The organism is Kineococcus sp. DHX-1 (assembly GCF_042473625.1).
Taxonomy (GTDB): domain Bacteria; phylum Actinomycetota; class Actinomycetes; order Actinomycetales; family Kineococcaceae; genus Kineococcus.
In genome coordinates this window covers 785400-808688 of the sequence record NZ_CP170445.1, presented here as the reverse complement: position 1 = coordinate 808688, position 23289 = coordinate 785400, and the positions used below count along the sequence as shown (strand labels likewise).

The window sequence follows — 23289 nt, the reverse complement described above, 5'->3', positions numbered from 1 at the left end:
TTCGCGCAGACCGCGCGTCCGCGCCGCCGACGGGGCCATCTGGTGCGACGGGGGGTGACGGCGCGGCGTTCGGGGTACGGGTGGGGCATGACGGACGCCACGACCACCGGCCCCTTCCGCGACCTGCGCTCACCCGCTCCGACCGGCTCCCCCGGCCCGGCCCTCGTCACGGGCTCGGAGTCCGGCATCGGCCGTGCCGTGGCCGTCGAGCTCGCGCGCCGCGGCCACGACGTCGGCGTGACGTGGTTCCGGGACGAGGCGGCCGGCGAGGCCACGGCCGAGCAGGTCCGCGCCCTGGGACGGCGAGCCGTCCTGCACCACCTCGACCTGCGCGAGCTGCCCGGTGCGGCGGACGTCGTCGACGCGGTGGCAGAGGAGCTCGGCGGGCTGGAGGTCCTCGTCAGCGACGCGGGCGTCGGGACGTCGTCGCTGCTGCTGGACCTGCCGTGGCAGGACTGGCGCGACGTGGTGTCCGTCGACCTCGACGGGCCGTTCCTGCTGCTGCAGCGCGCGGCGCGGCGGATGGTCGCGGCGGGCCGGGGCGGTCGCGTCGTCAACGTGACGAGCGTGCACGAGCACCAGCCGCGGGTGGGGTCGGGCGCCTACTGCGCCGCCAAGGGCGGCCTGGGCCTGCTGACGCGCACCGCCGCCCTGGAGCTGGCCGAGCACGGCATCACCGTCAACGCCGTGGCCCCCGGGGAGATCGCGACGCCCATGACGGGGCTGGAGGACGTCGACCCGCACACGCAGCACCGGCCCGGGGTTCCCCTGGGGCGGCCCGGCGACGCCCGCGAGGTGGCCGCCGTCGTCGCGTTCCTCTGCTCCCCCGAGGCGTCCTACGTGACCGGGGCCTCCTGGCCCGTCGACGGCGGGATGCTGCAGATGGGCCCGATGGCCGGCTCGCACCTGCGCGAGGACGCCTGGCGCCGCCCCTGACCCCTTCGCCGGGGCCCCGGTCCCGCGTGGAAAACACTCTTTCCGCCCTCGACACGCCGCCTGCGAGGGCGGAAAGAGTGTTTTCCGCCCCCAGAGCGGAACGGGTGGCGGGCGGCGAACGGTCAGGGGGTGAGGGCGGCGGTGCGCTCGCGCGCGTAGGTCCGCTCCACACCGGCGACGAGCGCGGCGTACCCGAGGCCGAGCGGGACGCCCAGCAGCAGGTTGGGCCGCTGCACGCCCCGGGCCCGCAACCGGGCGGGCACCCGCCGCCCGACCAGCCACAGCGGGGTCGTGGCCGCCGCGACGCCCAGGTGCCCGAGGAGCAGCCCCGACTCCGGGGCCGCGAGGACGACCTCGTCCGCGGGGTCGTCGGCGGGCGGGGCGGTGCGGGCGCGCGTCGCCCGGCTCCACACGGCGTCGGAGGCGGTCAGGGCGGCGCCGAGGGCGAGGCCGAGACCGCCCCACGTCGCGGTCCGCCGGAGCCGGCGGGGGTCGTCGAAGACGGCCTGCGCCGCCAGGACCCCCGCACCCGCGAGGGCGGTGTTGACGACGGACAGGGTGCGGGCGAGCGTCAGCGGTTCCACACCGGGCCAACGAGGCCGCGGCGCACGCCGTTCCGGGACGCGGTGCGTCAGCGGTCGGCGTGTCCGCGCCGCGCCGCCTCGACGTCGGTCGCCGACGCCTCGAGGAGGTCGGCGAGGCCGCGCAGGCGGTCGGCGATCTGCGCGCCCAGCGGGGTCAGCTCGTACTCCACGCGCGGCGGGATCGCGGTGACGACCTCGCGGGTCACCATGCCGTCGCGTTCCAGGGCCTGCAGCGTCTGCGAGAGCATCTTCTCGCTCACCCCGTCCACCTTGCGCCGCAACGCGTTGAAGCGGAACGCCCCCTCCCCCAGGGCCAGCAGGACGAGGGAGGCCCACTTGGCGGTGACGGACTCGAAGGCGGCGCGGGACGTGCAGTCGCGGGCGAAGACGTCCGCGACGAGGTCCTGCGCTGGTCCGTCCGGGGCGTCGTCCACGCCACCAGTGTACCGCGGGAACAGAAGGCACTGCAGAATAGTTAGCGTTGTCGATCAGGCAGCACTCACCGAGGGAGACCACCATGACCACCTACGCCGTCACCGCCGCCACCGGCCAGCTGGGCCGCCTCGCCGTCGAGGCCCTCCTGCAGCGCGGGGTCACCCCGTCCGACGTCGTCGCCGTCGTCCGCACCCCCGCCAAGGCCGAGGACCTCGCCGCCCGCGGCGTCGTCGTCCGCGCGGGCGACTACTCCGACCGCGCCTCCCTGGACACCGCCCTGGCCGGTGTCGACCGCCTCCTGCTCGTCTCCGGCAGCGAGGTGGGCCAGCGCGTGGCCCAGCACACCAACGTCGTCGAGGCCGCGGGGGCCGCCGGCGTCCAGCGCCTCGTCTACACCTCGCTGCTGCGCGCGGACACGTCCGCGAGCCCGCTGGCGCCCGAGCACAAGGCCACCGAGGAGGTCATCCGCGCCTCCGGCCTGCCGCACGTCCTGCTGCGCAACAGCTGGTACTACGAGAACTACACGGCCAGCCTCGGCCAGTACCTGGCCACGGGCGAGGTCCTGGGGGCCACCCACGACGGGCGCATCAGCGCCGCCAGCCGCGCCGACTACGCCGCCGCGGCCGCCGCGGCCCTGCTCGCCGACGACGAGGGCAAGGGCACCTACGAACTCGCCGGCGAGACGTTCACCTTCGCCGACCTCGCCGCGACCGTCACCGAGGTCACCGGCACGACCGTCGTCGCGCGCGACGTCTCCGGCGAGGAGTACCAGCGCACGCTGGAGGGCCACGGCCTGGACGCCGGCACCGCCGGGTTCGTCGCCGCGCTCGACGCCTCGATCGCGAACGGCGACCTGCAGACGGACAGCACCGACCTCGCCGACCTCGTCGGCCGGCCGGCTTCGTCCTTGCGCGACGCCGTCGCCGCCGCGCACACCGCGTCCTGACGCGGTCACACCTCCCGGCGGGGAGCACTCCTTCCGCCCCTCTCGGGCTCGATCAGGGGCGGAAGGAGTGCTACCCCCGCGGGTGACGCAGGATGGGCGGGTGCGGACGGAGAACGGGCGGCGGACACCGCGGGTGCCGGTGAGCGCGCTCTTCCCGCCCGCCCCCGGCCCCGGTGTCCCGGGTGACCCGGGCGTCTGCCCCGGCCCGCAGTTCCGCCGGGTCACGGGCGAGCGCGTCACCGTGCTCGGCGGGCCGGCGGCGATCCTGATGCAGATCGCCCACCCGCTCGTCGGCGAGGGCGTGGCCGTCCACAGCCGGTACGCCGACGGCCCGGCCCGCCGCCTCGTCGGCACCCTGCAGGCCGCGCTGACGGTGACGTTCGGGGACACCGAGCAGGCGCACGCCGCCGCCCGGCACGTCGGCCGCGCCCACGCCCCCGTCCGCGGCACGACCCGGGCCGCCGTCCCCGGGACGCCCGCCGGGACCCCCTACCGCGCCAACGACCCCGACCTGGCGCTGTGGGTCCACGCCACGCTCGTCTGGACAGCCCGCCGGGTGACCGAGCGGTACGTCGGCCTGCGTCTGAGCCCCGCCGAGCGGGAACGGCACTGGCAGGAGTCGAAGCCCTTCGCGCGGATGTTCGCCGTCCCCGACCGCGTCCTGCCCGACACCGTCGAGGAGTTCGACGCGTACGTGCGCGAGACGGTCCGCGGCCTGGTCGTGACGGACGACGCCCGGCGCATCGCCCACGACATCCTCACGCAGCGCACCACCCCACCCCTGCCGGGAGCCGCGGCCACGGCGCGGGCGGTGACGGCCGACCTGCTGCCGCCCGCCCTGGCCGCCGCCTACGGCATCCCCCGCACACCGGCCCGTCACGCCGCCGCCCGGGTCCTGCGCGCCACGACGACCGCCGCACGACCCGCACTGCCGCGACGGTTCGCGCTCTGGCCGCACGCGCGGATCGCCGAACGCCGGACGACCGCGACCCCCTGACGGCTCAGAACGCGGCGCGCTCCACGCTGCGCACGTCCTGGACCAGCCCGTCGTCGAGCAGGTCCCGGTGCCCCTCGCGACCGACCCGGCGCCGCCACGGCCGGGCCAGGGTGCGGGCCACCGCGACGTCGGGGTCCGTCCGGTCGAGGTCGACGACCACGACGTCGTCGCGCCCGCTGCCGTCACCGGTGGCCCGCGTGGCCCACCGACCGCCTGGGGACACCACCCCGGCGCCGGGACCGGCCTGCGGGGGCACGGCGAAGCCCACCCAGAAGCCGTGCACGGCAGCGTGTCCGGCGGCCTCGACGGCGAAGGTCGTCGCGTCCAGGTCCCCGTCACCGGTGCTGGAGAACAGCACGGCGTCGACGTCCAGCCCGTCGTACTCGGCGAAGACCTCGGGGAAGTGGGTCTCCAGGCCCAGCGCCAGGCCGAGCCGCCACCCGTCGACCTCCGCGACGACGGGGGCGTGGCCTGGCGAGTACATCCAGGTCGCCTTGGTGTGCGAGAGGTAGCGCTCGTCGTACCGCGTCCGCACGCGGCCGTCGTCCCCGACCACGTAGAGGCAGTTGTGCGGCCGGCGGCCGGCGCTGAGCCGGTGGGTGGAGCCGAGGACGACCCAGACGCCCAGCCGTCCGGCCAGTGCGGCCGTCTCGGCGAGCTCGGCGTCCAGGACGTCCCACGCGACCCGGCCCCAGTCGGCGGGGCCGACGACGTCCGGGCCGGTGCTGGACAGGACGCGCTTGCCGGGGAAGCAGGTGGCCCCCTCGGGCAGCTGCACCACCCGCGCCCCCGAGGCGGCGGCCTCCCGCACCGCCGCCCGCAGGCGGTTCCCGGCCCGCCGCAACGCCACGGGATCGGTGGCGTCCTGCTCGACGGGCAGTTGCGCGACGGCGAGGCGCAGCGGCCCACCGATGGCCCGCTGCTCCCGGACCTGCTGCAGCGCAGCGGTGTACGTCTCTCCCGTCCGCTGCGCGCGGGCCCGGACGAGTCGTTTGACGTTCTTGTTCGCGGTCACGGTGGTCACCTTCCGCGTCCGGCACGCGGCCCCCCAGCGGCCCGACCGGACGGGTCGGAGGACTCGGTCGGCGACCCGAGGCGCGCGGCCCCTCCGTCCGGCGGGGAACCGGGCTGGGGCCGGTCCACAGGGACTCGGCGCGGGTCGCGCCGTGCCCGGCAGCCTGCCCATCTGCGCGACCTGCGTCAACCGCGGCGCGGCCGCTCGGACCGTCCCGCCGCGGGCTGGGGCGCCGTGGTGCCTGAGCGACGTGCATGATCGCGGTCGAACCGCACGGTCGAGGACGGCCGGCGCCCGCGCGACCGAGGAGCGGACCGACACGATGGACCTCTACCGGCTGATGACGGACGTGGTGGTCGGCCCCTTGTGCCGCGCGCTGTACCGGCCCCGGGTGGTCGGTCTGGAGAACGTCCCCGCGACGGGTCCGGCCCTCCTGGCGGCCAACCACCTGTCGATGATGGACCCCGTCTTCCTGCCGGTCGTCCTGCCCCGCCGGGTCTCCTTCGTCGCCCGGGCCGACCTGTTCACGGGCCGCGGCCTGCGCGGTCGCGCCGTGAGCTGGTTCGTCCGGGGCGTCGGAATGATCCCCGTCGACCGCGCCGGTGGCCGCGCCTCGCAGGCCGGCATCGACGCCGCGGTGGAGGCGCTCGCGCAGGGCCACTGCTTCGGCATCTTCCCCGAGGGCACCCGTTCCCCCGACGGCCGGCTGCACCGCGGCCGCACGGGGGTGGCCCGCATCGCCCTCGCCTCCGGCCAGCCGGTCGTCCCGGTGGCGCTCGTGGGGACGGACCTGTTGTTCCGGCGCACGCGGCTGCCGCGCCTGCGGCGCGTGGGGGTCGTGTTTGGTGAGCCGATGGACTTCTCGCACCACCACGGGCGCGGCGCGGACCCGGCGGTGCTGCGGGCGATCACGGACGAGGTGCAGGCGGCCGTGGCCCGGCTCTCCGGGCAGGAGTACGTCGACGTCCACGCCGAACGGGGGGCCCCACGGCAGGCAGCCGGGCGGTGACCTCCCAGCACGTCGCCCCGGCCAGCACGACGACCCGCTCGACGACCCGCGGCGTTTCCTCTTCAGCGGGATCCCGACCGGGCACCGGGACGACCCCCGTCCGGTGACCGGCGTCTACGGTGGAGCGGTGCCGACCCCTCCCCCGACCAGCCGCGAGGTCGTCGCGGCCGCCGCCGACGTCGCCGCGCGCTGGATGGCGTTCCGCCGCGAGCGGTTGCAGGTCCCCGGTGTCCAGTTCGCCGTCCGGTTCGAGGGCGAGCTGGTGCACTCCTCGGCCCACGGCTGGGCCGACGTCGAGCACGGCGTCCCCCTGCGGACCGACCACGTGTTCCGCGTCGCGTCCCACTCCAAGACGTTCACCGCCGTGGCGGTGCTGGCGCTCGCCGACGAGGGTCGTCTGCGGTTGGACGACTCCCTCGACCAGCACGTCCCGTGGGTCGCCGCGGCCGACGCCGAGCTGGGCCGGGCGACGTTGCGGGAACTCCTCGGCCACGCCGCGGGCGTCACGCGGGACGGGGTGGACGGCGACTTCTGGCAGCTGGAGGGCGAGTTCCTCGACACCGACGGGTTGCGGGGTGCGGTCGAGCGCGGCGGTTCCCTGGTCCCGCGGTCTTCGCGGTTCAAGTACTCCAACATCGGCTACTCGCTGCTGGGTCTCGTCGTCGAGGCCGTCTCCGGGACGTCCTACCGGGAGCACCTGGCGACGCTGACGACACCGCTCGCCCTGTCCCGCACCACGTCCGACCTGCCGGCCGCCGGTGAGCTCGCGACGGGGCACTCGGCCGCCTCCACCGGGCCCCGCCGGCCGTTGCGGCAGCCGTCGACCGCGGACATGGCGGCCGCGACGGGTTTCTGCTCCACCGCCGAGGACCTCACCGCCTGGTTCACGAGCCACGTCCCGGGTCGACCGGGGCCGCTGTCGGAACACTCCCGCCGCCTCGCCCTGCGCGCGGAGTGGACGGCCGACGAGGACGTGACCTACGGGCTGGGGTTCATCGGTCAGCCCTGCGGGGACCGTCGGCTCGTGGGTCACTCCGGGGGTTTCCCGGGCCACATCACCAAGAGCGTCGTCGACCCCGCCGACGGCCTCGCCGTCACCGTCCTGACGAACTGCATCGACGGCCCGGCCACCGAGTTCGCCCTCGGGGCCGTCAAGCTCGTCGACCTGCTGCGCAAGCACTGGTCGCAGGAGGAACCGGCCGCCGACCCCGCACCCTTCTGCGGTCGGTGGGCGAACCTGTGGGGAGTCGTCGACGTCGTCCGGGCGGGGAACCGGCTCGTGGCGCTGAGCACAGACGCGACCGACCCGACGTCCATCTCCACGGTCCTGGAGGTCGTCGACGCCGACACCCTGCGGGTGAGCGAGGACGGCGGGTTCGGCTGCTACGCCGAGACGTGGACCCGCGGGCGGCACGCCGACGGAACGCCGACGCTGCGAGGGTCCAGCGGCATCACGATGGTGCCGCTGGACCGCTTCGCGCCGTGAAGCTCAGGAGTCCAGGGACGCCTCGAGGGTGATCTCCACACCGGTCAGCGCCTTGGAGACGGGGCACGTCTCCTTGGCGGCCTGGGCCACCTCGGCGAACTTGGCGGCGTCGATCCCGCTGACCTCGCCGGTGACCTTCAGGGCGATGCCCGTGAGCTTGAACCCGCCCGCGGAGTCCGGGCCGAGGGAGACGTCGGCGACGACCTCCAGGTTCTCCGGCGTGCCGCCGGCCTCGGCCAGCAGCGCCGAGAACTGCATCGCGTAGCAGGAGGAGTGGGCGGCCGCGATGAGCTCCTCGGGGCTCGTCGTGCCGCCGGCGTCGTCGGCCGCCCGCTTGGGGAACGAGACGTCGTAGGTGCCGACCTTCGAGCTGGACAGCTCGACCTGGCCGGAGCCCTGCTCCAGGGTGCCGTTCCAGGCGGTGCGTGCGGTGCGGGTGGGCATGCGTCCTCCACGGTCGGGGTTGGTCGTGCGGACACATCCTCGCCAGACCAGGCCCCCGCCGCCACCGGACGGGAACGCCGGAGGGGGCGGTGAGCCGAAGCTCACCACCCCCTCCGGGTGGGTCGGGTCAGTCGCGCGGGGCGCTCTCGCGGCGCGGGCCGCGGGAGCCCTCACCGCCGTCGCGGCGCGGGCCGCGGAAGCCACCGTCACGACGGGGGCCACCGCGGAAGCCGTCACGACGCGGGCCACCGCGACGCGGGCCACGGCCCTCGCGGTTCTCGGTCGTGCGACGCGGCTTGATGACGACGGGCTCACCGGACTCGGCGACCTCGCGGACCGTGTCGTCCCCGGCCAGGACGTTCTCCACGGCGTTGGCGTTGACACCGGCGTCGCGGTGCAGCCAGCCGTAGCGGCGGACCTGGTCGGGCAGGGCGATCGCGAGGACCGTGCCCTTGGCGCCGGCGCGGGCCGTGCGGCCCGAGCGGTGCAGGTAGTCCTTGTGGTCGTTCGGCGGGTCGACGTGCACGACGAGGTCGACGTCGTCGACGTGGATGCCGCGCGCCGCGACGTCGGTGGCCACCAGGACGCGGGTCTCCCCGGCCGAGAAGGCGTCGATCGCCTTGGAACGCTGCGACTGGCGCAGGTCACCGTGGATCGCCTCGGCGGGGGCGCCCGCCTCGCGCAGCTGGTCGGCCAGGCGCTGGGCGCCGAGCTTGGTGCGCACGAAGAAGATCGAGCGCGCCGGACGCTGGCTGATCTCGGTGAGGATCGAGAGCTTGTCGTGCGGGCGCACGGCGAACACGCGGTGCTCCATGTGCCCGACGTCCTCGGGGTCGGCCGGGACGGCGTGGAAGGCCGGGTCCGTGAGGAAGTCCGTCACGAGGGCCTCGACACCGCGGTCCAGCGTGGCCGAGAAGAACATCCGCTGACCGCCCTGCTTGGTGCCCTCGATGATCGAGCGCACGTTGGGCAGGAAGCCCAGGTCGGCCATGTGGTCGGCCTCGTCGAGCACGGCCACGTCGACCTCGGCGAGCGAGACGGCGTCGCGCTCGATGAGGTCCACCAGGCGACCCGGGGTCGCGATGAGGACGTCGATCCCGCGCTGCAGCGCGGCGATCTGGCGGCCGTACGGGACGCCGCCGACGACCACGGACAGCCGCAGGTCGAGGGAGTCACCGAGGGGACGCAGCGCGTCGGCCACCTGCATGGCGAGCTCGCGGGTCGGCACGAGGACCAGACCGCGGGGGGCACCGGTGATGCGGGCGCGCTTCTGCTGGGCCAGGCGAGCCAGCATCGGCAGGCCGAAGCCCAGCGTCTTGCCGGAACCGGTGCGGGCGCGGCCGAGGATGTCGCGGCCGGCGATGCCGTCGGGCAGCACGCGCTGCTGGATGGCGAACGGCGCGGTCATCCCGCGACGCTCGAGGGCCGCGACGAGCTCGTCGGGCAGACCGAGCTCGGAGAAGGTCGCGTCGACGACCTCGATGCCCTCGGCCGCGGTGAGCGCCTGCTCGGTCGCGGACGGGGCGAAGGAGCGGGGGCTGCGCGGCGGGCCGTTGCGACGGGCGCCGCCGAAGCGGCCGCCGCCGTTGCCGCCGGAACGACCCTGGTAGCCGCCGGAGCTGCGCGGGGCGCCGTACCCACCGGAGCGGGGACGGTCGTCGCGGGAGTAGCCGCCACCGCCGCGGGGGCGGTCGTCGCGGTCGAAGGAGCGCTCACCGCGGTCCGACCGCTCGTAGCGGTCGGTGTAGGCGCGGGAATCGCGGCGCTGGTAACCACCCTCGTCATTGCGGGGGCGGGAGGAACGGTACGAACGGTCGTCGTACTGGGGCATGGGTGTGTGAACTCCACGTGGGGCTCGTCGGCCGCACGGCGGTCCGCCCCCAGGACACGCGAATGCGCACTGATGCTGAGGGATGAGACTCAAGCGACCTCGCGGGCGGCTCGCCCGCTGAGTGGACGGCATCGACACCGTCGCCTCAAGGGTAACAGGCCTCAGCCCCGCCTTCTTCCCACGCGCGCTCAGCCCCCGCTCACCCTCGGGACGCCTGGATGGCCGTGAGCGCGATCGTGTAGACGATGTCGTCCACGAGCGCACCGCGCGACAGGTCGTTGACGGGCTTGGCGAGCCCCTGCAGCATCGGACCCACCGAGATGACGCCTGCGTTGCGCTGCACCGCTTTGTAGGTCGTGTTGCCCGTGTTGAGGTCGGGGAAGACGAACACCGTGGCGCGGCCGGCGACGGGCGAGTCCGGCGCCTTCGACGCGGCCACCGACGCCACCGCGGCGGCGTCGTACTGCAGCGGGCCGTCGATGACGAGGTCGGGGTCGCGCTCGCGGGCGATGCGGGTCGCCTCGGCCACCTTGTCCACGCTCGAGCCCGACCCCGAGGAGCCCGTGGAGAAGCTGATCATCGCCACCCGCGGCTCGATGCCGAACGCCCGCGCGGAGGCCGCCGACTGCAGGGCGATGTCGGCGAGGTCCTCCGGACCGGGGTCGGGGTTCACGGCGCAGTCGCCGTAGATGACGACGTCGTCGGGCAGGCACATGAAGAACACGCTGGACACCAGCCGGGCCCCGGGCTTGGTCCGGATCACCTGCAGCGCAGGGCGGACGGTGGCGGCGGTGGTGTGCACGGCGCCGGCGACGAGGCCGTCGACGTCGCCGGCCTGCAGCATCGTCGTGCCGAGCCAGATGGGGTCGGCCAGGGAGTCGCGGGCCACGTCGGGCTGCAGGCCCTTGTGCTTGCGGGCCTCGACGAGCACGTCGACGTACTGCTCGACGAGGTCGGCCGGGTCGAGCACCTCGACGCCGTCGGGCAGGGTCAGCCCGAGGCCCGCGGCGACGGCGGCGACCTCGTCGGGCGCGCCGAGCAGCACGGGCCGGGCGATGCCGCGCTGGGCGCAGATCGCGGCCGCCTGCACGGTGCGGGGTTCGGTCCCCTCGGGCAGGACGATGCGCTGCACCCGTTCGGCGGCCAGCGTCGTCAGGCGCCGGCGGAAGGCGGCGGGCGACAGCCGGGGACGGTGCGCGGCGGTGGGCAGCTGCGCCAGCCAGCCGGGGTCGAGCGCGTCCGCGACGGTCGCGGCGAGCGCGAGCGCCCGCTCGGCGTCGTCGGCGGGGACCTCCGGGTCGAGGCGGTTCACGGCCGTCGCGGTCGCGTAGGTGCTGCGTCCCGAGCGCAGGATGGGCAACCCCGTGGCGGCGGCCGCGGCGGTCAGCTCCCCCACCCGCGGGTCCATGCCGACCCCGGCGGTCAGCAGCAGCCCGGCCAGCCGGGTGCCGTTGAGCGCGGCCAGGCAGGTGGCCATGACGACGTCGTGCCGGTCCCCCGGGACGAGGATGAGCCGGCCCTCGCGCAGGAGCGGCAGCATCCCCGGGACGGCCTGCGCCGCGACGACGACCTCCTTGATGCGCCGGCCCTGGTCGCCGTGGGTGAGGACCTCCATGTCGAGCTCGTGGTCGAGGCCGTGGACGAGGTCGCGCACGCGGGGCCACGTGAGGTCGCCGCGGAACGGCACGACGCCGACGAGCGGGATCTCGTGGTGCCCCAGCGCCCCGCGCAGGGCCGCGACGCGCGCGACGGCGGTCTCGGGGTCCCCGGCCACGGGCCAGCGGGACACCACCCCCCCGACGACCCGCAGGGCCTCCCCGGCGCGGTAGGTCCCCGCGGTGACGGCCATGTCCTCCGCGATGCGTTCGGGCGCACCGGGTTCGGCGCCGAGCAGACCGGCGGACCCGACGAGCAGCACGTCGGCGTCCAGCGCCGTCGCGAGGGCCTGGTTCACCCGGCCGGAGAACACCTGGTCCGCCGAGGGCGCCAGCCCCTCGACGACGACGACGTCGTGCGCGGCGAGCACCGTCTCGGCGGCCGCCACGACCTCCTCCATGAGGTCGTCGACCTCACCGCGGGAGAGCCGTTCCACGACGTGGCCCGAGGCGATCGGCTCGCTCGGGTCCAGGGTCGTGGTCAGCCGGACGAGGGCCACCGACCGGTCCGGTTCCCCCGACCGCGTCGACTGCGCGAGCGGTTTGTGGAACCCGACGTCCACCCCGCGCGCGTCGAGGGCGCGGACCAGCCCGAGGCAGGTCGAGGTGAGACCGGCGCCGTGACCGGTGGGGACGACGAGCAGCACGCGGGCCATGCGTCCACCCTCCCGCACGTGGGACCGTCGGGCCCGTGGGGGTCAGTGCTGACGGACCAGGGCGACGGTGTCGCGGGCGATGAGGAGCTCCTCGTCGGTGGGCACGACCATCGCCAGCGGCCCCGGACCGGAGACGGTGATGCGTCCGGCCGGCGTCGACCCGCGGCCGTGGTCGGCGTTGGCGGCGGGGTCCTCGACGAGCCCGAGGTGGGCGAGCCGGGCCAGCAGCATCGAGCGGACGTTCACCGCGTTCTCCCCGATGCCGCCGGTGAGCACGAGGGCGTCGAGCCCGCCGAGCGAGACCGTCAGGGCGGCGACGTGCTTGGCCGCGCGGTGGACGAAGACCTCGAGGGCGAGCCGCGCACCGGCGTGCCCCTCGGCGGCCTTGCCCGACAGGGTCCGGACGTCGTTCGACAGCCCCGACAGCGCCAGGAGGCCCGAGGCGGAGTTCAGCTGCCGGACGATCTCGGTGACGCTCTCACCCGTGCGGTCGGCGACGAGCTCGACGACGGCCGGGTCTAGGTCGCCGGAGCGCGTCCCCATGACCAGCCCCTCCAGGGGCGTCAGCCCCATCGTCGTGTCGACGGACCGGCCCCCGAGCACGGCCGTTGCGCTGCAGCCGTTCCCGAGGTGCGCGACGACCGTCTTGAGCGTCGCCGGGTCCCGGCCGTCGGCCTCGGTGAGGATCTGCGCGGCGCGCTGGCTGACGAACCGGTGGCTCGTGCCGTGCATGCCGTAGCGGCGGACGCCGAACTCCTCGTACCAGCGCGCGGGCACGGCGTACCGGTAGTTCACCTCGGGCATCGTCTGGTGGAACGCCGTGTCGAAGACGGCCACGTGCTCGAGGTCGGGCAGGACCGCGCGGGCGGCCTCGATGCCGGAGGCGTTCGCCGGGTTGTGCAGGGGCGCGAGCGCCGACAGCTCGTGGATCTGCCCCAGGACGCGGTCGTCGATGCGGACGGACCCGCGGAACACCGACCCGCCCTGCACGACGCGGTGCCCGACGCCGAGCAGCGGCGGGAGGTCGAGGTCGAGGAGTCGCTGCAGGACGTGCGCGAGGGCGCCGCGGTGCGTCGTCGCGGCCGGCGTGATGGTGCGCGTCCTGGACTCCCCGCCCGAGGTCGTCGTCATGTGCACGACGGCGTCGGGGCTCCCGATGCGCTCGCCGAGGCAGCTGAGGGCGCGCTCCCCCGTCTCCGGGTCCACCAGCGCGAGCTTGACCGACGAGCTCCCGCAGTTCACCACCACGACCGACCCGCTGCTGGACACGCACGACCCCCTCCGAACGACCTGACCTCACCCGCCACCGGCAGGCTCTCACGCACCCCCGACACGGCCCGGCAGGGCCGCCGCCAGCGTCGTCGCGAGGTCGGCGGCGACCTCCAGCGCCCGGTCCCCCTCGGGCTGCAGGTACCCCATGACGGCCACGTGCTCGGCGGGCAGGGCGAAGGCACCGCCCGCGTTGACGGACTGCCCCCAGCCCATGGCCCAGCGCGTCCCGTCGGGGTCCGTGCCGCACGGGCAGGAGGGCCAGACGCCGAGCCCGTTGCCGAGCGGCCGCAGGTCGACGAGCTCGGCACGGGCCTGCGGGGTCAGGACGAGGTCGGAGGAGAACAGCGCGCCCTGCCACCGGGCCAGGTCGCCCGGCGAGGCGACGACGCCGCCGGAGGAGAACCCCACCCAGCCGGGGACCTCGCGCTGCTCGACGGTCATCGTCCCCAGGCCCAGCGGGCCTGCCACGCGCTCGGCGACGAGGTCGGCGTACGGCTGTCCCGTCACCTGCTCCAGGAGCAGGCCGAGCCAGAGGAACCCGCTGTTGGAGTAGCTGACCTGCTCCCCCGGGGCGAAGAGCGGCGGTGCCTGCACGGCGAGCGCCACGAGGTCGACCGGGCTCCACACGCGGTCGGGGTCGAACCCCGGCGTCTCGGTGTACTGCGGCAGGCCGCCGGCGTGGTGGAGCAGCTGGCGGGGCGTGACCCGCGTCCCGGGCGGGACCCCGTCGAGGTCGGGGACGGGCGCGTCGAGGTCGATCGTCCCGCGCGTCGCCTCCTGCAGGACGAGGGCGGCCGTGACGCCCTTGGTGAGCGACGCCGCGAGCACCGGTTCGCCGGCCGGCAGGCCCGTGCCGAGCGCGACCGAGCTCGTCCCCTCCCACACCGCGTCCCAGCGCTGCGCCCCGGAGGCGACGCCCACGCTCGCGGCGTCGATGCCGTCGGTGCGGGCCACCCAGTCGTCCAGGGCCTGCTGCAGCACGTCGCCGGGCAGCTCCGGCAGCGGTTCCGCCCGCGTCGGCAGCACCACGTCCGGGTCGGCGACGGCGTCGAAGGCGGACTGCTCCAGGGCGCTGCGGTCCGACGGGCCGGGGATGGCGAGCAGCGACGGGCTGGGCCCGCCCGCGAAGGCGACGGACAGCGCGAGGCAACCGGCCGTGACGGGCGCCAGCGCGGCGGGCGGCAACAGCGCCGGCCGGGCCGGCCGGGCCCCGCGGACGGGCCACCACCGGGGCGCCCGGCCGCCGGCGACGTCCTCGACCCAGCCGACGGCGAGGACCGCCACGGCCGTGAGGGCCACCGAACCGGCCACGACGAGCGGGACCGCCGTCCACGCCCCTCCCGGCGGCCGGAGCTCGTCGACGGCGGTGCGCGTCAGCACGATCGCGGCCGGGTGCCACAGGTAGATCGTCACCGCGCGGGCCGTCACACCCCGCAGGACCGCTCCCCCGCGGGCCGACCACCGGCGCAGCGGTCGCTCGACGAGCCCGAGCGCCGCCAGCCAGCCGAGGGCGGCCAGCGCCAGCAGCAGCCACGAGGAGTTCAACGACCCGCGGTCCAGCGGGACCACCGCCGTCAGAGCCAGCGCGCCGCCCACCCCGGTGACGGCGACGACGGCCAGGACGGCACGTCCCGGCAGCGCCGGACGACCGGCCCAGGCCGCCCCGAGCACGGCGAAGAGGCCGTAGCAGAGGGCGTCCCCGACCCCCGTGCGCAGCGCCCCCACCGGGGTGGGCAGCCCTGCGCGCGGCCCGAGCTCCAGGAGGGCCAGCCCCGCGAAGGCGACGACGGACGCGACGACGGGACGGCGAGCGCAGCGCACGACGACGGGCGCCAGGGCCACGAGCCACAGGTAGTCGCTGACGTACCAGAGGTGGGAGGTCAGCCAGCCCTGCTGGCCCTCCGCACCGACCGGGGGCAGCAGGGGCAGCACCCAGCGCCACGCGTCCGTGAGCTCCACCTGCTCGCCCGCCCGCCGGGCGGTGAGGACCGTCGTGACGAGCACCGCGCCGCCGAAGACCCAGAACGGCACGAGCAGGCGGCGCGCCCGCCGCAGGACCGTGCCCGCCCAGCCACCGCGCCCCAGGCTCGACGCGAGCAGCGACCCCGCGAGGAAGAACATCACCGGCATGGCCGGGAAGACCCAGGACAGCCAGGCCCACGCCAGCGCGTGCCACAGGAGCACCCGGACGAGCGCGACGGTCCGCAGCCCGTCCAGCAGCGGGTCGCGGGTCCGGGTGGGCGCGGACGGCGTCAGGACCGAGCGGGGAGAGGTCATCGGTACCGAGCCTCTCATTCCGTGGGGTCGGGCCAGCCCTCCCGCCGGTGCGCGGTCTCCCAGAACAGCCACTCGTAGCGGGTCGCCACGGCGAAGGCCTCGTGCATGGCCTCCTCGACGTCGGGACGGGCCGCGGCGTCCACGAGGTCGCGGGCCGTCGCCGTCGCGGCCTGGAAGGCGGGGTCGTCGTACGCCGCGACCCACCGCGCGAAGGGGTGGCCCTCCACGAGCCGGGCCCGCGCGGCCAGCCGGCGCCCGGCGTCGGCGTAGACCCAGAAGCAGGGCAGCACGGCGGCCGCCCCGACCGCGTAGGGCGCGGTGGCGGCCGTGGCGACGAGGTGCGCGACGTACCCGAGCGTCGTCGGCGAGGCGACCGGCGGCCTCCCGTCCCCGGCGGGCAGCACGCCCGCCTCGAGCAGGTCGCCGTGCAGCGAGGACTCCACGACGGCCGCACCGTGCGCCGAGGACGCCCAGAACCCGGCGGCGCCCGCGTCGGGAGCACGGGCGGCCAGCAACGACAGCGCCCGCGCGTAGCCCTGGAGGTAGAGGGCGTCCTGTTCGAGGTAGTGGCGGAAGACGCCCGGGTCGAGCGTGCCGTCGGCGAGCTCGGCGAGGAACGCGCACCGTTCGACGGCGCCCCGCACCGCGGCGGTCCGCTCCCACGCGGAGGCGGTGAAGCTCGCGACGGCACTCACCGGACCTCCCGCAGCGCGAACGCGTGGTCCAGCGGACCGTGCGCACCCGCCTGTCCCGACCCGACCCCGAGGGTCCGTCCGGCGAGCAGGGCCGACTGCAGGTAGTCCCGCGCCGGCCCGGCCAGGGCGTCCCAGTCGGCCCCGGGGTGCAGCGCGGCCCGGGCGGCGAGGGCGGCGGACAGGGTGCAGCCCGTCCCGTGCGTCGCCGTCGTGTCGACGCGGGGGCGCCGCAGCACCGTCTCCCCCGCGGGCCCGACGAGGACGTCGACGCTCTCGGGCCCCGGGAGGTGACCGCCCTTGAGCAGCACCGCGGTCCCCGTGCGGAAGAACAGCTCGCGGGCCTGCACCCGCGCCTGGTCCAGGTCCGTCGCCGGCTCGGCGTTGAGCAGGACGGCCGCCTCCGGGACGTTCGGGGTCACGAGGTCGGCGACGGGCAGCAGGTCCTCGCGGACGGCGGCGACAGCGGCCGCGTCCAGCAGCCGGTCCCCGCTCGTGGCCACCATCACCGGGTCCAGCACGACGGGCCCGAGGCCCCCGCGTCGCACCGCGGCGACGACGGCGGCCACGACCTGCGCGTCGGCGAGCATCCCGATCTTCGTGGCGTGGACGGTGATGTCCTCCAGCACGGCCTCGAGCTGCTCGGTGACGAACGCCGCGGGCACGACGTGCACCCCGCGGACACCGCGGGTGTTCTGCGCCGTCAGCGCCGTCAGCACGCTCGTGCCGAAGACGCCGTGCGCCGCGAAGGTCTTGAGGTCGGCCTGGATCCCGGCCCCGCCGCCGGAGTCGCTGCCCGCGATCGTCAGGGCCACGGGGACGGCGGTCCGCGCGCTCACCGCCGCTCCCACTGGGCGCGCAGCTCCCGCGCCGCCCGCTCCGGGTCGGCCGCGCCGCAGATCTCCGAGACCACGCAGAACCCGCTGATCCCCGTGCCGCGCAGAGAGTCCAGGTTGTCCAGGTGGATCCCGCCGATCGCCACGCAGGGCACCGGCGACGCCGCGACGACCGCCGCGACGCCGTCCGCCCCGAGGGCCGCGGCCGCGTCCGGTTTCGTCGCCGTGTCCCGCACGGGCCCGACGCCGAGGTGGTCGACGACGGCCGGGTCCACCGCCGCGGCCTGCTCCGGCGTCGAGACCGACAACCCCAGCAGCAGGTCCGGCGCGATCCGCCGCACCTCCCGCGCCGGCAGGTCGCTCTGCCCCAGGTGCACGCCGTCGACGCCAGCCGCCAGCGCGACGTCCACGGCGTCGTTCACCAGCAGCGGGACCCCGGTGTCCCGCAGCACGTCCCGGACGGCGACGACGAGCGCGAGGCGCTCGCGGTCCGAGCCCTCCTTGGCGCGCACCTGGACGGCGTCGACCCCACCGGCGACGGCGGCGCGGACGACGGCGGGGACGCCGCGGTCACCGCACTGGACGGTGTCGGTGACGAGGTAGAGCGTGGGCCGGAAGGGCGCTCTCACGCGAGGCGTCCGGCGCCGTCGCGCACGTCCTGCGGTCCCACGGCGTCGAGCTCGTCGAGCCAGGCGATCGCGAAGGACCCAGGCCGGTCGGCCCGTGCCGCCGCGCGTTCGGCCGCGACGGCGACGTGCAGGTGCGCGGCGGCGGTGGCGACGAGCGGGTCGGGTTCGGCCGAAGCGTAGGCGGCGACGAGCGCCCCGAGCGAGCACCCCGCCCCCGTCGTGCGGGTGAGCAGGACGTGCCCGCCGGAAACGCGGACCGTGCGCTCGCCGTGGACGAGGACGTCGACGGGCCCCGACACGGCGACGACCCCGCCGGTGCGGGCGCTGAGCTCGCGGGCCGCCTCCACGGCGTCCTCGGCCCCGTCGGTCGCGTCGACCCCGCGGCCGCCGGCTCCCGCCCCGGCCAGGCCCATCACCTCGGAGGCGTTGCCGCGCACCACGGTCGGAGCGTGGTCGAGCAGCCCCCGCGCGATCCGCGTGCGGAACTCCAGCCCGCCCACGGCCACCGGGTCCAGCACCCAGGGCCGCCCGTGCTCGCGCGCCGACCCCGCGGCCAAGGCCATGGCCTGCGCCTTCGTCTCGTCGAGCGTCCCGACGTTGACGAGGACGGCGGAGGCGAGCGCCGCGAACGCGGCCGACTCGTGGACGTTGTCCACCATCGCGGGGGCGGCCCCGACGGCGAGCAGGGCGTTGGCGGTGATGGTCTGCACCACCGAGTTGGTGAGGCACTGGACCAGGGGTGCCCCCTGGGCCACGGCCTCGCGGGCGCGGGCGACGTCCTGGGCGGACACCGTCGTGGAACCGGTCGTGGAGGGTGCAGCCATGCCGCGACATCCCTTCGTCAGCATTACCTGAATCAGGTGCGACGGGTGTGATCTCAGCTGCGCGATCCGCACGCAGCACCCCGTGTCGCCGCGAACGCTACACCGCCGTCCGCTCCCGTTTGCCGGGGGTTCGCGGGGGTAGCCCCACCGCATGAGCTTGAACCTGTCGGGATCGGACCTGTCGGTGCACCCGCGGACGACCGCCGGTCAGCACCTGTCGCTCGTCGTCGGGGGCCTGCTCGTGGTCTTCGGGGTCGCCGGGTTCGTGGTGTCCGGGTTCTCCGACTGGACGGGCGGTACGCAGGAGCAGCAGGTCATCGGGTTCTCGGTCAACCCGCTCTCCAGCGCCGTGCACCTCGTGCTCGGGGTGCTGGGCCTCCTCGCCCGCACGGGACGCCGTCGGGCCCGCTGGTACGGGATCGTGGTGTTCCTGGCGTTCGCCGGCCTCTTCGCGTGGGGTGCCTCCAGCGACGGCTCGGGCGACACCGCCCTGAACCTGGCCTGGCCGATCACGACGCTGCACGGCGTCCTCGCCGCGGCCGGCGTCGTCATCGCCCTCGTGCCGGTGAAGGCCGGGCGGCGGCAGTCCACCGCCGAACTGCGCTGACCCGCACGGGTCAGCGCAGTCCGGGGGTCCTCAGGCCTCGCCGCCCTCGCGGACGCCGGCCCACAGGTCGACGCCGGAGTCGACGGCGAACTCCTCGATCGCGGTCAGTTCGGAGTCGGTGAACTCGAGGTTCTGCACCGCGGCGACGTTGTCCTCGACCTGCTGCACCGAACTGGCGCCGATGAGCGTCGTGGTCACGCGCCGGTCCCGCAACGTCCAGGCCAGGGCGAGCTGCGCCAGTGTCTGACCGCGCCCCGAGGCGATCTCCTGCAGACCCCGGATCCGCCGCAGCGTCTCCTCGTTCAGGATCGACGGGTCGAGCGACTTGCCCTGCGCCGCACGGGAGTCCTCGGGGATCCCGTGGAGGTAGCGGTTCGTCAGCAACCCCTGCGCGAGCGCGGTGAAGGGGATGCAGCCGACGCCCTCGGACTCCAGGACGTCCAGCAGACCGGACTCGATCCAGCGGTTGAACATCGAGTACGACGGCTGGTGGATCAGCAGCGGGGTGCCGAGGTCGCGCAGGATCCGCGAGGCCTGCAGCGTGCGCTCGGGGCCGTAGGAGGAGATCCCGACGTACAGCGCCTTGCCCGAGCGGACGATGGCGTCGAGCGCCCCCATCGTCTCCTCGAGCGGGGTGTCCGGGTCCGGGCGGTGGTGGTAGAAGATGTCGACGTAGTCCAGGCCCATGCGCTGCAGCGACTGGTCCAGGGAGGCCGTCAGGTACTTGCGCGACCCGCGGTCCCCGTACGGCCCGGGCCACATGTCCCAGCCGGCCTTGGAGGAGATGACGAGTTCGTCGCGGTAGGGCTTGAAGTCCTCGCGGAACAGCCGCCCGAAGTTCGTCTCGGCGGTGCCGTAGGGCGGGCCGTAGTTGTTCGCGAGGTCGAAGTGGGTGATGCCCAGGTCGAACGCGCGGCGGGTGATGTCGCGCTGGGTCTGGAACGGCTTGTCGTCGCCGAAGTTGTGCCAGAACCCGAGCGAGAGCGCCGGGAGTTCCAGGCCGCTGCGTCCGCAGCGGCGGTAGGGCATGGACTCGTACCGTCCAGCGTCAGCGGTGTACGTGGTGGGGCTCACGTCGGCGATCCTGCCACGCGCAGGGCGGCGGCGGCACGGGCCAGTTCCTCGACGCGCGCGAAGTCCCCCGCGGCCAGGGCGTCGGCCGGGGTGAGCCAGCTGCCGCCGACGCACCCGACGTTCGTCAGCGCGAGGTACTCCCCCGCGTTCGCCGGCGAGATCCCCCCGGTCGGGCAGAACCTCACCTGTGGCAGGACCGTGCGCAGCGCCGCCAGGAACGGGGCGCCACCGGACTGCTGCGCGGGGAAGAACTTCAGCTCGTGGACCCCGAGTTCCAGGGCCACCAGGGCCTCGGAGACGGTCGCGACCCCCGGCAGCAGCGGTACGCCCCGGTCCCGGGCGGCCCCGACGATCGAGGGCGTCGTCCCCGGGCTGACGAGGAACTGCGCCCCCGCGTCGACCGCGCGGGCCACGTCGTCGGCGGACGTGCAGGTGCCCACGCCGAGCAGGATGTCGGGCACCTCCGCGGCGACGGCCCGCACGGCGTCGAGCGCGACGGGCGTCCGCAGGGTCAGCTCCACCACCCCGATGCCGCCCGCCAGCAGGGCACGGGCCAGCGGGACGGCCGTGGTGACGTCCTCGACGACGACGACGGGCACGACCGGGGAGACGTCGAGAACACTGGATGGCGACACGGGGGCTCCTCCTCGAGGTCCGGGTGGGCCCACTGTCCCAGCCTCAGCCGACGCGGACCGCGCTGGGGGTGACGGTGCCGGTGACGACGAGACCGTCGTCGGCGACCTGCAGGCCCTCCAGCCGCACCTGCGGCGGCACGCCCTCCAGGGGGAAGGTGAAGCCGCCGAAGCCCGCGGCCTCGAGCAGCTGCTCGGCGCGGCCCAGGGGCACCGAGGCACCCGCCAGCTGGGCGCTCACCGGTTCCAGCCGGACGTCCGAGCCCTCCAGGACGGGCTTGCCCGTGACGGCGAGGTCGACGCCGAGCCCGAAGACGCGGACGGTGGCGCCGGCCCGGACGGCGTCCCCGTCCCGGGCGAGGGTGACGTCGAGTCCGCCGACGGAGGCCTTCTGCGCGAGGTCGGCGTACGCCACCTCGGCCCGGACGGTGCCGCCGGCGACGTCGACCGTCCCGGCCCCACCCGTGAGGACGCCCGTGGGGACCTCCACCTCGGGCAGCCGGACGCGCACGTCGCGGACCACCAGGTCGTCCTCCGTCGTCAGCTGGGGCACCGTCACCGTCACGTCCTCGAAGCGCCCCCGCACGGCCTGCCACAGGAACGAACCGCCCGCGAGGGTGACCTCGGGGTCCTGGGAGAGCCGGTACTCGCTGCGCAGCTGGGAGGCGACGCGGTCGGCCGCGTAGGTGCGGGCGGCCAGGTCGGCGGCGACGGCGATGACGGCGAGGGCGAGGAGGGTGACGAGCAGTCGGACGAGGCGGCGGGGCACGCGCCCAACTCTCGCAGCCGGGAAGGTCTCGCGGGCGGACGTGGTTGTGGAGGTCATGAGCACTCAGGCACTGACCCTGGAGACGCACGACGAGACCGTGAAGGACGGCATCGTCCTCATCGACTTCTGGGCCGACTGGTGCGGGCCGTGCAAGCAGTTCGCGCCCGTCTTCGAGCAGGCCTCCGAGCAGCACGGCGACATCACGTTCACCAAGGTGGACACCGAGGAGCAGCAGCAGCTCGCCGCGCGCTACGGCATCACCTCGATCCCGACGCTCGTCGCCTACCGCGACGGCATCCCGGTCTTCGGTCAGCCGGGCGCCCTGCCCGGGCCCGCGCTGGAGGACCTCATCCAGCAGGTGAAGTCCCTGGACATGGACCAGGTGAAGCAGCAGTACGCCCAGGCCCTCGAGGCCCAGCAGCAGCAGGCCCAGGAGCAGGCGCAGCAGCAGTCCGCGCCGCAGCGCCAGGGCGTGCGCGCCGGGACGGACCCCGCCGCCTTCTGACGACCCACCGCGAGAGCCCTCGTCCGCACCGGACGGGGGCTCTCGCGCGTTCGGGCATGATCGCGACGTGGACCGAGGACACCTGCACCACCTGGAGCTGTGGCGCGACGACGCCACGGCCCCCGACGGCCCGTGGCCCTGGCTGCTGAGCCGCCTCGGCTGGACCCGCACCGACGACTGGGCCACCGGGTGCAGCTGGTCCCTCGGGGCGGCGTACGTGGTGCTGGAGTCCGGCGCCGACCACGTCCGCGGGCGCACCGACCGCTGCCGCAGCGGGATGAACCACCTCGCCCTGTGGGCCGGCACCCGTGAGGAGGTCGACGCCCTGGCGGCTGAGGCACCTCGGCACGGGTGGCGGCTGCTGTTCCCCGACCTGCACCCGCACGCCGGCGGTCCGAGCAGCCACGCCGCCTACCTGGAGGACGACGCGGGCTTCGAGGTCGAGCTGGTGGCCTCCGGCAGCGCCCTGCCGGCGGGCTGAGACCCCGCACCCCGCCGGGCACGAGGTCACCCCGTGCCCACCCGCACCACGCGCGCATCAGGCCTCACGGCGGTAGCGGACGTGCGTCGACCGGGGCGACGTCACGACCTCGACAGGTGTGAACCCGAACGTCTCGACCCCGTCGAACAACCGCTCTCCCCCGCCGAGCAGCACCGGCGCGATGTCGAGCGTCAGCTCGTCGACGACCCCGGCCAGCAGCGCCTGCCGCGCGGTGGAGGCGCCGCCGGCGATGTCCACGCCCCGCCCGTCCGCCGCCTCGACGGCCGCGGCGTAGGCCGCGTCGAACCCGTGGGTGACGAAGTGGAACGTCGTCCCACCCGCCTTCTCGACCGGCTCCCGCGGGTGGTGCGTCAGCACGAACACCGGCGCGTGGTACGGCGGTTCCTCGCCCCACCAGCCGGTCCAGTCCGCCCCGTCGACGGGCGTCCACCCCCCGCGCACCGGGCCGAACATGTTGCGGCCCATGACGTACGCTCCGCGGGGCCGCATGAGCCATCCGACGGCGGTGCGGTCGGCGTCGTGGTCGGGTTCACCGAGGTGCCAGCGGTGCAGCTCGACACCGCCGCGCCCCAGCGGGTCCGCCAAGCTCTGGTCGGGTCCGGCCACGTAGCCGTCGAGGGAGAGGGACAGGTGGCAGGTGGTGTCCGTCATCGCGCCAGCCTTGACCCCGGGAAGG

At 75.4% G+C, this 23289-nt stretch carries 24 protein-coding genes and 1 riboswitch; of the genes, 8 read left to right on the top strand and 16 right to left on the bottom strand.

The genetic code is table 11. The features are described from left to right. Positions 1-87 precede the first annotated feature (87 nt). Positions 88-936 (top strand): SDR family oxidoreductase, encoded by an 849-nt coding sequence (locus tag ACFEMC_RS03985; protein ID WP_380173841.1) that lies wholly within the window; start codon positions 88-90, stop codon positions 934-936. Positions 937-1058: 122 nt separating this feature from the next. Here ACFEMC_RS03985 and ACFEMC_RS03980 read toward each other — a convergent pair whose 3' ends face one another. Then, entirely contained in the window at positions 1059-1520 is a 462-nt protein-coding gene (locus ACFEMC_RS03980; RefSeq protein WP_380173839.1) for a hypothetical protein, read from the bottom strand. 47 nt (positions 1521-1567) lie between these two features. Beyond that, positions 1568-1954 carry a winged helix-turn-helix transcriptional regulator gene (locus tag ACFEMC_RS03975; RefSeq protein WP_380173837.1) on the bottom strand — a complete coding sequence of 129 codons (387 nt, stop codon included), beginning with the start codon at positions 1952-1954 and terminating at the stop codon, positions 1568-1570. 83 nt (positions 1955-2037) lie between these two features. Here ACFEMC_RS03975 and ACFEMC_RS03970 point away from each other — a divergent pair, with 83 nt between their 5' ends. Further along, on the top strand, positions 2038-2901 hold the full coding sequence (locus tag ACFEMC_RS03970) for an NmrA family NAD(P)-binding protein (protein WP_380173835.1): 864 nt from the start codon (positions 2038-2040) through the stop codon (positions 2899-2901). Between the two features lie 139 nt (positions 2902-3040). After that, the gene (locus ACFEMC_RS03965; RefSeq protein WP_380173833.1) at positions 3041-3898 is read left to right on the top strand and encodes an oxygenase MpaB family protein; all 858 of its coding nucleotides are present in this window, start codon (positions 3041-3043) and stop codon (positions 3896-3898) included. 4 nt (positions 3899-3902) lie between these two features. Here ACFEMC_RS03965 and ACFEMC_RS03960 read toward each other — a convergent pair whose 3' ends face one another. Then, positions 3903-4913: a carbon-nitrogen hydrolase family protein gene (locus ACFEMC_RS03960; protein WP_380173831.1), complete on the bottom strand. Its 1011-nt coding sequence runs from the start codon at positions 4911-4913 to the stop codon at positions 3903-3905. A gap of 322 nt (positions 4914-5235) precedes the next feature. Between ACFEMC_RS03960 and ACFEMC_RS03955 the strand changes: the two genes are divergently transcribed. Together ACFEMC_RS03955 and ACFEMC_RS03950 are read left to right on the top strand one after the other, a co-directional pair. Beyond that, positions 5236-5922 (top strand): lysophospholipid acyltransferase family protein, encoded by a 687-nt coding sequence (locus ACFEMC_RS03955; protein WP_380173829.1) that lies wholly within the window; start codon positions 5236-5238, stop codon positions 5920-5922. Between the two features lie 127 nt (positions 5923-6049). Further along, entirely contained in the window at positions 6050-7408 is a 1359-nt protein-coding gene (locus ACFEMC_RS03950; protein WP_380173827.1) for a serine hydrolase domain-containing protein, read from the top strand. Between the two features lie 3 nt (positions 7409-7411). On the opposite strand, the gene ACFEMC_RS03945 is transcribed toward ACFEMC_RS03950, so the two are convergent. The 9 genes from ACFEMC_RS03945 to thiM form a co-directional block, all read right to left on the bottom strand. Next, positions 7412-7852 (bottom strand): OsmC family peroxiredoxin, encoded by a 441-nt coding sequence (locus ACFEMC_RS03945; protein ID WP_380173825.1) that lies wholly within the window; start codon positions 7850-7852, stop codon positions 7412-7414. A gap of 127 nt (positions 7853-7979) precedes the next feature. Further along, complete coding sequence (locus ACFEMC_RS03940) at positions 7980-9683, bottom strand: DEAD/DEAH box helicase (RefSeq protein WP_380173823.1); 1704 nt, start codon at positions 9681-9683, stop codon at positions 7980-7982. Positions 9684-9882: 199 nt separating this feature from the next. Then, positions 9883-11994, bottom strand: a complete 2112-nt coding sequence (pta, locus tag ACFEMC_RS03935) for a phosphate acetyltransferase (protein WP_380173821.1) — start codon at positions 11992-11994, stop codon at positions 9883-9885. Positions 11995-12036: 42 nt separating this feature from the next. Then, a complete protein-coding gene (locus tag ACFEMC_RS03930) occupies positions 12037-13263 on the bottom strand; it encodes an acetate/propionate family kinase (protein ID WP_380173819.1) in 1227 nt (408 codons plus the stop codon). 48 nt (positions 13264-13311) lie between these two features. Next, positions 13312-15543 carry a serine hydrolase gene (locus ACFEMC_RS03925; RefSeq protein WP_380173817.1) on the bottom strand — a complete coding sequence of 744 codons (2232 nt, stop codon included), beginning with the start codon at positions 15541-15543 and terminating at the stop codon, positions 13312-13314. Positions 15544-15557: 14 nt separating this feature from the next. Continuing rightward, positions 15558-16238, bottom strand: coding sequence for a TenA family protein (locus ACFEMC_RS03920; protein ID WP_380173815.1), 681 nt, complete (start codon positions 16236-16238; stop codon positions 15558-15560). Beyond that, positions 16235-17074, bottom strand: a complete 840-nt coding sequence (gene thiD, locus ACFEMC_RS03915) for a bifunctional hydroxymethylpyrimidine kinase/phosphomethylpyrimidine kinase (RefSeq protein WP_380173813.1) — start codon at positions 17072-17074, stop codon at positions 16235-16237. Before thiD ends, ACFEMC_RS03920 begins: the two co-directional genes overlap by 4 nt. After that, entirely contained in the window at positions 17071-17700 is a 630-nt protein-coding gene (gene thiE / locus ACFEMC_RS03910; RefSeq protein WP_380173811.1) for a thiamine phosphate synthase, read from the bottom strand. Before thiE ends, thiD begins: the two co-directional genes overlap by 4 nt. Continuing rightward, on the bottom strand, positions 17697-18524 hold the full coding sequence (gene thiM, locus ACFEMC_RS03905) for a hydroxyethylthiazole kinase (protein WP_380173809.1): 828 nt from the start codon (positions 18522-18524) through the stop codon (positions 17697-17699). Before thiM ends, thiE begins: the two co-directional genes overlap by 4 nt. Continuing rightward, a riboswitch (TPP riboswitch) is annotated at positions 18517-18617 on the bottom strand. (Overlaps the previous gene by 8 nt.) Positions 18618-18675: 58 nt before the next feature. On the opposite strand from thiM, the gene ACFEMC_RS03900 reads away from it, so the two are divergent. Further along, positions 18676-19131 carry a DUF4383 domain-containing protein gene (locus ACFEMC_RS03900; protein WP_380173807.1) on the top strand — a complete coding sequence of 152 codons (456 nt, stop codon included), beginning with the start codon at positions 18676-18678 and terminating at the stop codon, positions 19129-19131. Positions 19132-19161: 30 nt separating this feature from the next. On the opposite strand, the gene mgrA is transcribed toward ACFEMC_RS03900, so the two are convergent. From mgrA to ACFEMC_RS03885, 3 genes are read right to left on the bottom strand one after another with little or no spacing between them, the layout of a single operon-like run. Then, on the bottom strand, positions 19162-20205 hold the full coding sequence (mgrA, locus tag ACFEMC_RS03895) for an L-glyceraldehyde 3-phosphate reductase (RefSeq protein WP_380173805.1): 1044 nt from the start codon (positions 20203-20205) through the stop codon (positions 19162-19164). Beyond that, on the bottom strand, positions 20202-20840 hold the full coding sequence (gene eda / locus ACFEMC_RS03890; RefSeq protein ID WP_380173803.1) for a bifunctional 4-hydroxy-2-oxoglutarate aldolase/2-dehydro-3-deoxy-phosphogluconate aldolase: 639 nt from the start codon (positions 20838-20840) through the stop codon (positions 20202-20204). The genes mgrA and eda overlap by 4 nt, the downstream gene beginning before the upstream one ends. 43 nt (positions 20841-20883) lie before the next feature. Continuing rightward, the gene (locus tag ACFEMC_RS03885; RefSeq protein ID WP_380173801.1) at positions 20884-21606 is read right to left on the bottom strand and encodes a DUF2993 domain-containing protein; all 723 of its coding nucleotides are present in this window, start codon (positions 21604-21606) and stop codon (positions 20884-20886) included. 55 nt (positions 21607-21661) lie between these two features. Between ACFEMC_RS03885 and trxA the strand changes: the two genes are divergently transcribed. Both trxA and ACFEMC_RS03875 read left to right on the top strand, forming a co-directional pair. Next, positions 21662-22111, top strand: coding sequence for a thioredoxin (gene trxA, locus ACFEMC_RS03880; RefSeq protein WP_380173799.1), 450 nt, complete (start codon positions 21662-21664; stop codon positions 22109-22111). A gap of 67 nt (positions 22112-22178) precedes the next feature. Beyond that, positions 22179-22592 (top strand): glyoxalase, encoded by a 414-nt coding sequence (locus tag ACFEMC_RS03875; protein ID WP_380173797.1) that lies wholly within the window; start codon positions 22179-22181, stop codon positions 22590-22592. Positions 22593-22649: 57 nt separating this feature from the next. Here ACFEMC_RS03875 and ACFEMC_RS03870 read toward each other — a convergent pair whose 3' ends face one another. Then, a complete protein-coding gene (locus ACFEMC_RS03870) occupies positions 22650-23264 on the bottom strand; it encodes a dihydrofolate reductase family protein (protein ID WP_380173795.1) in 615 nt (204 codons plus the stop codon). Between the last annotated feature and the right edge of the window lie 25 nt (positions 23265-23289).